The sequence below is a fragment of the Pseudoalteromonas sp. R86517 genome, assembly GCF_042466295.1.
GTDB classification, from domain to species: domain Bacteria; phylum Pseudomonadota; class Gammaproteobacteria; order Enterobacterales; family Alteromonadaceae; genus Pseudoalteromonas; species Pseudoalteromonas atlantica.
In genome coordinates this window covers 50755-62500 of the sequence record NZ_JAXHCB010000001.1, presented here as the reverse complement: position 1 = coordinate 62500, position 11746 = coordinate 50755, and the positions used below count along the sequence as shown (strand labels likewise).

The window sequence follows — 11746 nt, the reverse complement described above, 5'->3', positions numbered from 1 at the left end:
TGTACTTACTAACAATGCCCAATGTAATACCGATGAAGCTAGCCAAAAAGAAATGGGTAGCAAAATAATGCTAAGTAGCAACTCTTGCCTAAAAGCCGCTTCTTCTATAAAGGCCGCTTTAAAACCAAGGTACGAACAATACGTTGCTTTAAATATACGCTTTATACCAAGGCCGTTAGGTTTAAATACATCTTTCATTATTAGCTCTATTTACTGTGGTCAAAATAAAGCCCCGCAATTGCGAGGCTTTTTTTAGTTAGGCAATACCGTATTGATCTCGGTATGCTTTAACTGATGCTAAATGCTCGTCCATTGTACCTTGGCTCTCAAGGTAGCTAATAAGATCAGCTAATTTTACAATAGAGATCACTTTGGTATTAAAGTCGCGCTCAACCTCTTGAATAGCTGAAAGCTCAGCTTTGCCTTTTTCTTGGCGATCAAGTGCTATTAGTACACCACTTAGGTCTGCGCCGTTATCGGCAATGATTTCCATTGATTCACGAATCGCAGTGCCTGCAGTGATCACATCATCCACCAGCATAATTTTACCCGTTAATGCAGAACCTACTAATGTACCACCTTCACCATGTGCTTTTTTCTCTTTACGGTTAAAGCAATAAGGTACATCTTTATCATGGTGATCTGCCAGCGCTACTGCGGTAGTGGTTGCAATAGGAATGCCTTTATAAGCTGGGCCAAATAAAACGTCGTATTCTATTGCGGCGTCTTCAAGGGCTGATGCATAAAAACGACCCAAACGTGCTAAATCACGTCCTGTGTTAAAAAGGCCAGCATTAAAAAAGTATGGGCTTGTACGACCTGATTTAAGGGTAAACTCGCCAAATTTTAAAACCTGCTTTTCTAAAGCAAATTCAATAAACTCTTTTTGATAATCTTTCATTGGGGTACTCGCTTATGCTAACGCTTGTTTTTGAACGTCAATAATTTCACGGATTGAATGTTTAGCCAGTGTAAGTAGCTCATCTAATTCGTCGAACGAGAATGGTTCACCCTCTGCGGTACCTTGTACTTCAATAATTTTGCCTGTTTCAGTTAAAATTACGTTCATATCGGTTTCGGCTTCAGAATCTTCAAGGTACTCTAAATCACTAATTGGTTGGCCTTTATAAATACCTACCGAAATCGCAGCAATCATGTGCTTAAGTGGGTTTGAGTTGATCATTCCTTTAGCGCGCATGTGAGTAAGTGCATCAACTAAAGCAACGCATGCACCACTAATAGATGCAGTACGTGTTCCGCCATCAGCTTGAATCACATCACAGTCAATTGTAATGGTGTTTTCGCCAAGCGCTTTTAAATCTACTGCAGCTCTTAATGCGCGAGCAATTAAGCGTTGAATTTCCATAGTACGACCGCCTTGTTTACCCCGTGCTGCTTCACGTGCGTTACGCGTATGCGTTGAGCGCGGTAGCATACCGTATTCAGCGTTGATCCAACCTTTACCTTGGCCTTTCATAAAACGTGGTACACCTGCTTCAACCGTAGCAGTACAAAGTACTTTGGTATTACCAAACTCAACAAGTACTGAGCCTTCAGCGTGTAATGTGTAATTACGTGTAAATGATACCGGTCTAATTTGGTTAGGTGTTCTTTCGCTTGGACGCATTGACGATCCCCTTAATTCTGAATTTGCGACATTATAAGTGCATGTGCAGGTAGATGCCATGCTGATTGTAAAATATTCAGCGTAATAAATTTTCTCTAGAGGTTAAGCAGTGTTACGGTATAATCATCGCAATATTGTATTAATAAATTTTAGGAACTTATCCATGATCCACAGTATGACTGCTTATGCGCGTCGCGAAATTAAAGGCGATTGGGGCACTGGCACCTGGGAAATTCGTTCAGTAAACCAGCGCTACCTTGAAACGTTTATTCGCGCACCAGAGCAATTTCGTGGCATGGAGCCGGTAATTCGTGAGCGTTTACGTAAAAATTTGCAACGCGGTAAAGTTGAAGTATTTTTAAAGTTTGTTGCAAATCCAGCACACGTGGGTGAGCTATCAATTAATGAGTCACTTGCTGAGCAACTAATAAATAGTGCTAAATGGGTGCAGCAACAAAGCAGTGGCGACATTAACCCTGTTGATATACTGCGCTGGCCTGGCGTAATGGAAGCACAGGAGCTCGATTTAGATACCGTTAATAAAGCACTTATAGCGGGCTTTGACCAAGTAGTTGAAGATTTTAAATCAGCCCGTGGCGATGAAGGCGCAAATTTAGAAGAAATGATTGCCACTCGCCTTGATGCCATACTTGAGCAAGTTACTGTAGTAGAAAGTCACTTACCAGAAATAGCAAAGTGGCAGCGTGAAAAGCTTAATCAAAAGCTTGAAGACTTAAAAACCGACATTGACGAATCTCGCCTTGAACAAGAGCTTATTTACCTTGCGCAAAAGCAAGATGTTGCCGAAGAACTCGACCGCTTAAAATCGCATGTAAAAGAAACTAAAAAAATTCTTAATAAAGGTGGCGCATGTGGTCGCCGTTTAGATTTTATGATGCAAGAGTTTAACCGCGAAGCAAACACCCTAGCCTCTAAGTCTATTAATAGCGATATTACTAATGCAGCTGTAGAGCTAAAAGTGCTCATTGAGCAGATGCGAGAGCAAATTCAGAATATTGAATAACTATTAGTCCATATAAAAAAGCACCACAATACATGTTGGTAAAGTGGTGCTTAATACTTCATCGGAGGGTTAGTTTTTGTGAAGCCTTGTGATTGCTACCGCGTAATCGGCTCGTGTAATTAACTTATCACCATTAAACGATGCTGATATTGTGGGCTCTAAATCATAAGCATTTTGGCTAATATTGTAATAAGCATTCATTACCCCTAAGTCTAAAGCAAGTTGCACATAACCTTTTAGCTCACTTGGGATTGCCTCTTGGTCTGCTAAAGCTATTCGTTGCTCACCATAAACTACTGTTACATCACCTTCAAAGCTCAGAGCTTGTTTCTCCAATGCCAAAGATTGCATTAGTGAATACGCGAGCTCATTTCGGCTAACTGGCTCAAGAGGGCTAAATAAGCTTGCATCGGATTGCATAACTGCTGCTTGATCTTGCTCTGTATTTCTAAGTGCAGCCCCTTTTTGAGTCACACTATTAATAGCCGCAGTAAAGTCGTTTGATACATCATTGAACTGACTATTTTTAGCTAAGTTCGACTGTCTAATTCCTCCTCCTAACATAAGAAAGTCAGCTAACTCTTGGCGTAAAAGATAGTCATTCGGATGAAAACCTGTTCTTTTAGCATCAACTAGCTGCTCACTAACGGCATATTCAATAAATGACTTTGCAGGATGATCGCTAATATCTCTGAGGCCTTTATACCCATCGGTCTTAACTATTTTAATATTTGCAGTGATTTCACTAGGTAGCCCGTAACCATTTGTAAGGCCAGCGGGGTCTACATCAACACCAGACACTCCCCCAATACCATGCGCTTTTAAGGTCCAATTACCAAATTCAGCCGGAGCAGTAACTGCGATATTTTGTCCTAAAACGGGTAATGCAATACTTGAACTATACGTTTTACCTGAAGGACTAACGAGTGATAAGCCAACCGTATTATCGTCAACATTAGCGTTAACCATTACCATGGAAGCATTCACATTTACGGGAATTAAAATACCGTCGTTTTCACCCACTGGGCTAAAGGGTACTGATTCACTATAGTCTGCTTGTATTGATGTTAACGCGTAAGCATTAAATTCACGTTGTAGTTTAGTCGTTTCACCAAATGCAAGCTGTGTGTTTACAACCGACTGTACTGCTGCGTAAGCATTTACATAACCTGCGCCAACTTCCCACGCTTCTTTGCCAGGCATATTAGTTGCTGTTTTTTGCAAGATACTTTTAACTTCTCGCCAAGTTAAATTTGGATTAGCTTCAAGCATTAATGCAACAACACCTGAAATGTGCGGGGCAGACATCGAGGTACCACTCATAGATGTATAATACGGTACGTGACTGGCTTCCATCACTTCGCTATCATCTGTAATGCTCAGTGCACTTAAACTAGATAAAGAAGCACGTGTAGAAATAACATCAACGCCTGGTGCAGTAATTGTAGGGCGATCTTCCCAAGTAAACGTTTCGCCATCTACACTTACAACGCCTGATTTACCTTTAACGCCGCGAGAACTAAAATCGGCTAACTGCCCATCTTTATCTCCTGCAGCAACCGTTATAACCCAAGGTGCTTTTTTAAAATTACCAGTAATCGTCGATTCACCGCTACCTGAGTTCCCTGCAGAGAACACCACTATTACACCGTTATCTGAAAGCTGCTTTGTTGCCACATTGGTTGGGTGATCTGGGTTGAAGTCGGTGCCTGTATCACTAGTACTACCAAATGAATTAGAGATCACACGAATATTGTAATCGTATTGGTGAGTTAAAGCGTAATCAAAGCCCCCTATCGTATCAAGTATAAATAAACCAGCTCCTGAGCCATAACCAATAATTTTAGCTCCGGGCGCAACCCCTTGATACTTACCACTAGACATGGCGCCATTACCACCAATAATGCCAGCTACGTGCGAACCATGGCCACCAGCAATATCTGTATTTGCCGTGTTTTCTTGATAGGTAATAGGTAGTATTTCAGAAAGAGAGTGCAAATTGGTTTGCGCCAATACGTTTTGTATAACATGGTTTGGATATTTAATATCTGAGTGAGTGCCGTCTACACCTGAGTCGTTAACTACTACCCCAATACCACGGCCCGAAAAAGGCATGCCTTGGTTACGTAGTGATGAATCTTCACGAAGCCTATCTACACCTGTAATTTGTGTTGAGCCGTCATTTTCTAACGTAAGCGGTGAGTTATACCAAACTGAGCGGACCTTATCAGAGGCATAAATTGCATCAATTTGAGCCTTGGTCGCTTTTATTCCCATAATTGGTAGATTATTAAAGGTGATCCCTCCAAGTACACCCGCCGATTCGATAACATTGGTTAGATCGCTTGTTAGCTTTCCTTTACCTTCAAACGTTACGATTACTTCAAAAGCATCTTGATCTGTTGCACTTGTAAGTAGTTGTTGCAGCTGCGGCCCTAATGACTTTGCTGATACGTGCAAGGGCGCTAAGCACATACCCGCACTCATAAGTCCGATCAGTAATTTTTTAGTTTTTAGTGTTGTTTTAAACATGAGCTTACACCTTAATTGTTTTGACCCATTGAGAATGGCAAACAACTAACGTTTAAAACATACGGGAAAACCCCTAGGGTGTATTAGTTAAAACACCCGTTTTATAGCAATAGGTTATTTTTAGCTGCATAGCGTACAAGCTCTGCAGCATTAGCAACACTGAGCTTATCGAGCACCTTTCCTCGATGGTTTTCAGCCGTTTTAACGCTAATATCGAGTGAGCGCGCTATGTCTTTTGTTGTTTTACCTTCAATTATTAAATGAAAAACTTCTCTCTCTCTGCTGGTAAGGTTTTTATATGGGTCTTGCCATTGCTCAGCTGGCTTGCACGATAAAGAGGCTAAAACATTAGCTGCGTACTGACTAAAATACGTTTTACCTTGTGAGAGTGCATTAACGGCATCTAATAACTCATCGCTGGCGCTATCTTTTAATAGGTAGCCTGATGCACCAGCACGAACCATATGAATTACATACTCTTGTTCTTCGTGCATGGTCAAAACCAATACTTTAGATTCAGGGAGTTGTTCGTGCAGCCTTTTAACTGCCTCCATACCGTTTAGTTCAGGCATGCTTATATCAATAACAATAACGCATGGCTTTAATGCTAGTGCCTTAGTAACAGCCTGCATACCATCAGCGGCTTCTGCCACTACACAAATATTCTCATCTTTACTAAGTAAGCTTACTAACCCCTGGCGTAAAATTGTATGATCGTCTGCCACCAGCACGCTGATCATAAAACCTCCTTACCTGTTACTAAAACTTTTATTTCGCTGCCTTCACCTGGGGCTGAATTTATAGTTAATTGCCCGCCATAAGCTGCAACTCTATCGTGCATAGCACCTAACCCAAAGCCCTCTTTGTAATTTTGCGGGCTCACCTGAATTCCTACACCATCGTCTTTTATTTTTATCATTAATAAGCTTTCAGTAGCTATTAAATTAATTGTGATTAAAGAAGCATCTGCATGTTTTATCGCGTTGGTAAGCGCCTCTTGAACAACCCTAAAGGCTAAAGTTTGAATCTCATCTTTGAGCGGCGCATCAATTTTATGATGGAGCTTTACTAAAACCTCACAAGGCTCACCCATAACTCTTACCAACCACTCAAGAGCGGGCACTAATCCTAAGTCATCTAAAATACGAGGGCGCATTAACCGAGAAATCACACGTGTGTCTGACAATGCTTGACGAGCCAGCTCTATACTTTGCGTTAATTCATTAGTTGGTGAGTCATTTTGCACTTGTTGTAATTGGTTTATAAGTGCTGTTAATAACTGCCCTACGCCATCGTGTAGCTCTTGCGCTATTTGCTTACGTTCGTTTTCTTGAACACGCCATACCCGCTTTGCCAAACCACGCATTTGCTCATTATTTGTATTGAGCTGCTGGGTAATTAACTGCTGTTTTTGGTTTAATTGCTCAACAAAATAAGCAATATCCGTATCACTATCTTTAGTCATTCGCGCTAAGTTCTCCAAAGCCGTCATTTAATTCAAAATAACTTAAGGTTGATAAAAATGTGTGTTCAGCGTTTTTAGGTAAATTATTGAGCAGATCTGCCACTTTTTTATCTACTTTAGCTGTATACGCCGAAGAGTCGGCCTCATTTGCTAATGCAAGTTGTGCATGCAGTCGGTCAAATTGAAAACTACGCCAATAGCCTCCCATGTTTCTTTGTAATAGCTCAGCCTCTCTAAGTGTTGCTTGAAGTGCTTGCCATTGCTTATTTAAAAACTGTTGTATGGCCAATAGCTCTAAATAGTCAATGTATTGGTACTTTTGTAATTCGTAATCTGCAGCTTTTAACTTGGCTAAATAAGCACTGATGTCCTTTTTACCGGTACGTAGGTGTTCTCGGGCTGCATAAATAAGCTCACGTATATACACTGATTGATGAGCAAAATCAGGTGCAACTAGCGCTTGGCTTTGTAAGTTGTTTAAGTGAAGTTGATCATTAATATAGCGAGATAAAAAGGCGTGTTTATTGTGGTACTCAACATTACCGTTATTCGCGACAGCCAGTTCCACTTTTTCTAAATAGCTAATAGCGTGTTCTTTTAAGCCAAGTTGCATTGACCAATCCGCAAGCCATAAACCAAACTCGGCAATTGCTCTTACGTCATTAAGCGCTTCAGCTTGCTGATAAACACTTTCAAGCTCACTAAAACTCTGTTTAAAACCACCTTGTAAAAAGCCAAGCTTAGCTAAGTAGCTTTTAGCAACTATGGTTTCTTCTACACTATTTAACGCACTAGCATCTTTAAGCGTGTTATTAAAAAGGTGAAAAGCATTACGCCAATTTCCTTTTGATAATTCAATTTGCGCTAAGTTTTGTTGCACATGAATAATGCCTATTGGAAATTGAATACGTTGAAATAGCTGCTCAGCCTGCTGCCAATAAACTAAAGCATGTTCATGATTGAGTAACATGTAATACATAAAGCCAATGTTATTCATGCTCTCAGCCTGTAGCATTTGGTTACTAAGGTTTATTCTGATTGTTAGCGCATCTTGATAATGCTTTAACGCTTTTTGATAAAGTGCCTGTTCTTCAGCAAGTACACCTAGTTCATTATAAGAATTAGAAAGCCCTTGCTGATCGCCTAGCTGGGTATATATATCTAAGCTTTTTTCTAAATAGTCTTCAGCTTGTTTATACTGCGCCTCAGCAAGGTACAAAGAAGCTAAGTTTGTCATGGTTGTAGCTACACCTGCCGAGTCTCCCATGTTTTGACGTACTGTTAATGCTTGTAAGTAATAATCAAACGCCAGTTCGGTATTTCCTTGTTGACCGTAAACAACACCAAATGCATTTAATGCTTCCCCCTCTTTAAGTGGGTTCTTTAACTTTTTAGCTGTAACCAGTGCTTTTACAAAGTAATCATCCACTGCTTTATTTAAATCACCTTGTAAAAAAGCAGCTCGACCAAGCATAAACCAAGCATTAGGGTGGTATGGATCGAGCTTTACAACATCTAACAACAATTGCTCAGCCTTACTATGCTGCTCTATAAAAAAGTAAAACTCTGCTAAGGCAATTTTTAATTCAATATTGTAAGGGAATGCTTTTATGAGCTCTAAATAATCATTTTTAGCCAGCTCTACTTTACCTGCTAAATCATTAAGCCGCGCACTAGCAAATTTAGCGTTGTAAGTTAGAGGTTTAGCGTGCTGTAGCACTTTTGAATACGCCTGTTCTGCCTCTATTATCAAATTATTTTCTAACAAAAGCTCACCTAATACCAACCAACCTTGCGCTAAGCTAGGGTTTTGAGCCAATAACGATTGCAACTTAGTTTTTGCCTCTTCTACATTACCCAATTCAATCTGCTTTTTTATATTAAACAGTGCTTTTGATGGAGGGCTGCTAAGTAACAGTGATTTACCGGCTTGCTCTTTTAGGTTAAGGGCTTGTTTTAAATTTTTTACGGCCTGACTTGCAACGCTATTCCATTTTTTATCATCAAGCGGGGCGTTTAATAATAGAGATTCGTTTGTATTGAAGCCATCGACCTTTATTAGTTTAATTTGAACATCTTGACTATTACCACCTGTGCGAATAACTGTAGGACTAATTAAAGCATCCACCTTAAGTAAGTCAGACAGTAGCTCTACTTTCGCTTTATCTAATGGCGGATTTAAACCTAATTGCTTTAGCAAATTTGTAACACGCGAAGTATCGATAACTCTTAGATTGCTCACATGCGACAATCTGTAATGTATAAAGTCAGTAAACGCATCATCTTCCGTTTCGCTATTCATGACTGTGGGTAAAATAGCAATAGACGAATAGTTTGCTTTATCTGTGTTTGCCGTATTTTCAATTTTTGCTAGCACCCAAATAAACCCAACAAATGCAAAAGCGGCTGCAAATAGCATAACGGGGCGAGTATTACGCTTAGCATTTTTATTAATAAGCGACTCAAATAAGCGTGAGGCGAGGCTTACACTTTCAGGCCGAGACTGAGTATTTGCAGCAAGCATACTGAGCACTAAAGCTTTTAATGACTTTAATCTTGCCTGATAAGGGTTAAATTTAATATTTCCTGAAAGCTTACTATCAATGATTAATTCAAGACTATTCCCCTTAAAAGGCATTGAATGGCAACAAAGCTGATAAATAATTACCCCGAGGGAGTACAAGTCAGTGCTTTTATTAACTTTACCTTGCAGTAGATACTCAGGTGCCGCGTAGTAAGGTGTGCCAATAATACTTTGGCTGTTATCGTTATTTTTTAAAACTGCTAAGCCAAAGTCGGCAATGTAAACCTTGCCTTCAGTATCAATTAAAATATTATCGGGCTTTAAATCTTTATGAACTATACCAACTTCATCTGCGCACGCTAACCCTGCAAAAAGCTGTTTAACAATATCAATTATTTCTTGAGAGGTGAGTTTTTTTTCTGCGATTTTATCTTCTAATGTAAGCCCCTCAATCCAATCCATTGTTATAAAGTGAAGTTGTTGATCGAAGTAATATTCATGCACACGGATTATGTTTGGGTGACTTAGTTGCCTGACTAAAAGTAGCTCGTTTTTAAATGAACTAATTGCCTGCTCACTGTTGTGAAGTGCGCTATTAAGCACCTTAATAGCAACGTAAGTTTGCAGTTGTGTATCAAGTGCTTTATATACACAACCATATTGCCCGCGCCCTTGGGCTGAGACAATTTCAAAACGCCCAACTAACAAACTTCCTGGTTGTAAATCGCTTTGCGGCGATATAAGTTGTGTTTCGTTTAATGAACTTTGATTACGGTCGTCGGAGTTGATATCGCGTTACTCTTTTAATGACATAATTTAAATAAATTATAGTCATTACCGTCAAAAGAAGAGGAATTTATAAGTTGCGACTGTAATAACTCTATAGACTGTTGAAGTAAAATAGCTTGTACTGTGGTCTCTATTTGCAAACTTATACTGGTTAATATTTCAAGATCTAACTCTGTAAGCACCTTTCCAGACATTTTGCTGTCGGTGTAAATAACCCCAATAATTAAACCTTCATAAGTCAGGGGGATACACGCTAAAGCAGATATTTTTTTAAGCTCAATACTTTGTCGACTACTTAAAAGCTGATGGTGCGTTATATCCATGGCAATAATTGGCTCACCTTTTGAGTAACATTGCGATATTGCACCAATGCTCCCTTCAAAATTATTAAGCTTAAAATCTTTGCTCGATAACCCCTGCGTTATACACACACTTAGGCTTTGTAATGTATTGCCTAAAAATACCCCCCCTCGTTGAGTACCGGTAAGCATAATCAGGTTTTGTAATTGTGATAATAAGTTTTGCTTTAAATTAACTGTAATATTTTTTATGCCTGGCTTACTCGCAGATAACCGCCAATTATTGTGGCTCTGAATAGCTTGAATTTGCTGTGTAGATTTAGACTCAAATAAGCAATCTAATTTACCAATAGATATTATGGCATCATCTTCTAAGGTTGAGCTAGAAATAGCCAGCCCATTAACTCGAGTGCCGTTTCGACTTGATTCATCATTAAGCTGCCACACACGATTTAAGTTAACTACGGTCGCATGTTGGCGCGAAACGGTAGGATGCTCAAGTATTAGCTCACATTCTTTAGAGCGACCAATACGATAGTCGCTCTCCTCATATAAAAAACTTTCAACCGCTGGCTGGTTGGTATAACAAACCGTAATTCGCGCAGGCATAGTTTTACTCTTTAAATAGTCTTTTTGTTGACACTAATTAGCTAAACGTAGACTAAAGCGTAAGGTATTCGCATAAGCCATCAGCTCACCCGCCACATTGCTTATATCTCTGCTAGAGCGCCATACATTAGGCACTTTATCGCCACTGTTATCGCTTATTCTTCGATTAAAGGAATTAAGTTTGTTGCTTGCAGCACTGTAATTTTGCAGCAACATAAGCTGATTTACATCTGCTAAATCTTGTAATAAAGCTGAATAAACAGCGGGGTCAATATCTGCTGAAAAGTTGTTTAAAGCAGTTTGCAAATCATTATATTTAGAGTCTATAACCGTTACTTGAGGACGTAAGTCAGCGACAATTATAAATTGAGAGAAACGGCCGGTAGAGCCACGCGCTCTGTAGCTGCCAGCTCCCATGGTCATAGTAATATCTTTAAACTCACCGTTTAATGGCGCTTTGAAAAAGCGCAGCGGCGTGCCCGCGGTATACTCTAAGTTATGAGTATGTATATCAACGGTTGCCAAACCAGAAAAAGAAAAGCCACTCGTTAACTGCGGCTCTATTGTTATCATCATTGGAAAAGCAGCTGCCGGTGCTATATCAGTAATGCTCGGTAATCGCTGTAACAACGCTTGAGATGTAATATCAACTACTTCAGCACTGATACCTAAATTTTGTGCTGTTAACCCTACTGCATTTTCAAACTCTAAGGTTATATCCGCAGAAACTCCACCAGGTAGCTCGATAATAGCTTCGGCAGAATTGCCATGTATATTAACAGATACTATATCCGTAGCTTCTACTTGCGAGCTCATAAACAGTAAACACCCTGTATATGAAGCAATTAGTAATTTTTTTATGTTTAGCATAGTGATC

At 39.7% G+C, this 11746-nt stretch carries 10 protein-coding genes (1 of these 10 cut by a window edge); 1 reads left to right on the top strand and 9 read right to left on the bottom strand.

What is annotated here, in order from left to right:
• The 3 genes in view from SJY38_RS00280 to rph are tightly spaced (at most 58 nt apart) and all read right to left on the bottom strand, a layout consistent with a single transcriptional unit that may run on beyond the window.
• Window positions 1–198, bottom strand: the 5' portion of a protein-coding gene (locus tag SJY38_RS00280; RefSeq protein ID WP_004588246.1) for a diacylglycerol kinase. The gene continues 186 nt to the left of window position 1, outside the view; the window shows 198 of its 384 coding nt (coding positions 1–198); its start codon is at window positions 196–198; its stop codon lies off the left edge, out of view.
• Between the two features lie 58 nt (window positions 199–256).
• Window positions 257–901: an orotate phosphoribosyltransferase gene (gene pyrE, locus SJY38_RS00275; protein ID WP_004588247.1), complete on the bottom strand. Its 645-nt coding sequence runs from the start codon at window positions 899–901 to the stop codon at window positions 257–259.
• A gap of 12 nt (window positions 902–913) precedes the next feature.
• On the bottom strand, window positions 914–1627 hold the full coding sequence (gene rph / locus SJY38_RS00270) for a ribonuclease PH (protein WP_004588248.1): 714 nt from the start codon (window positions 1625–1627) through the stop codon (window positions 914–916).
• 163 nt (window positions 1628–1790) lie between these two features.
• Here rph and SJY38_RS00265 point away from each other — a divergent pair, with 163 nt between their 5' ends.
• Window positions 1791–2651 carry a YicC/YloC family endoribonuclease gene (locus tag SJY38_RS00265; protein ID WP_024032427.1) on the top strand — a complete coding sequence of 287 codons (861 nt, stop codon included), beginning with the start codon at window positions 1791–1793 and terminating at the stop codon, window positions 2649–2651.
• A gap of 69 nt (window positions 2652–2720) precedes the next feature.
• Here the strand turns inward: SJY38_RS00265 and SJY38_RS00260 are convergent, their stop codons facing one another.
• From SJY38_RS00260 to SJY38_RS00235, 6 genes are all read right to left on the bottom strand, one after another.
• On the bottom strand, window positions 2721–5183 hold the full coding sequence (locus SJY38_RS00260) for a S8 family serine peptidase (protein ID WP_286740626.1): 2463 nt from the start codon (window positions 5181–5183) through the stop codon (window positions 2721–2723).
• Between the two features lie 101 nt (window positions 5184–5284).
• Complete coding sequence (locus tag SJY38_RS00255; protein WP_024032425.1) at window positions 5285–5923, bottom strand: response regulator transcription factor; 639 nt, start codon at window positions 5921–5923, stop codon at window positions 5285–5287.
• On the bottom strand, window positions 5920–6648 hold the full coding sequence (locus SJY38_RS00250) for a sensor histidine kinase (protein WP_286740627.1): 729 nt from the start codon (window positions 6646–6648) through the stop codon (window positions 5920–5922). The genes SJY38_RS00255 and SJY38_RS00250 overlap by 4 nt, the downstream gene beginning before the upstream one ends.
• Complete coding sequence (locus tag SJY38_RS00245; protein WP_286740629.1) at window positions 6641–9880, bottom strand: serine/threonine-protein kinase; 3240 nt, start codon at window positions 9878–9880, stop codon at window positions 6641–6643. Before SJY38_RS00245 ends, SJY38_RS00250 begins: the two co-directional genes overlap by 8 nt.
• Before the next feature lie 95 nt (window positions 9881–9975).
• Window positions 9976–10869, bottom strand: a complete 894-nt coding sequence (locus SJY38_RS00240; protein ID WP_286740630.1) for an FHA domain-containing protein — start codon at window positions 10867–10869, stop codon at window positions 9976–9978.
• A gap of 33 nt (window positions 10870–10902) precedes the next feature.
• A complete protein-coding gene (locus SJY38_RS00235; RefSeq protein ID WP_024032421.1) occupies window positions 10903–11739 on the bottom strand; it encodes a DUF6689 family protein in 837 nt (278 codons plus the stop codon).
• Between the last annotated feature and the right edge of the window lie 7 nt (window positions 11740–11746).

What these genes read in the sequence shown, in the direction of transcription:
- SJY38_RS00265 (WP_024032427.1), top strand. Translation starts at nt 1,791, where the DNA reads ATGATCCACAGTATGACTGCTTATGCGCGTCGCGAAATTAAAGGCGAT.
- SJY38_RS00250 (WP_286740627.1), bottom strand. Translation starts at nt 6,648, where the DNA reads ATGACTAAAGATAGTGATACGGATATTGCTTATTTTGTTGAGCAATTA.
- SJY38_RS00240 (WP_286740630.1), bottom strand. Translation starts at nt 10,869, where the DNA reads ATGCCTGCGCGAATTACGGTTTGTTATACCAACCAGCCAGCGGTTGAA.
- SJY38_RS00260 (WP_286740626.1), bottom strand. Translation starts at nt 5,183, where the DNA reads ATGTTTAAAACAACACTAAAAACTAAAAAATTACTGATCGGACTTATG.
- rph (WP_004588248.1), bottom strand. Translation starts at nt 1,627, where the DNA reads ATGCGTCCAAGCGAAAGAACACCTAACCAAATTAGACCGGTATCATTT.
- pyrE (WP_004588247.1), bottom strand. Translation starts at nt 901, where the DNA reads ATGAAAGATTATCAAAAAGAGTTTATTGAATTTGCTTTAGAAAAGCAG.
- SJY38_RS00235 (WP_024032421.1), bottom strand. Translation starts at nt 11,739, where the DNA reads ATGCTAAACATAAAAAAATTACTAATTGCTTCATATACAGGGTGTTTA.
- SJY38_RS00255 (WP_024032425.1), bottom strand. Translation starts at nt 5,923, where the DNA reads ATGATCAGCGTGCTGGTGGCAGACGATCATACAATTTTACGCCAGGGG.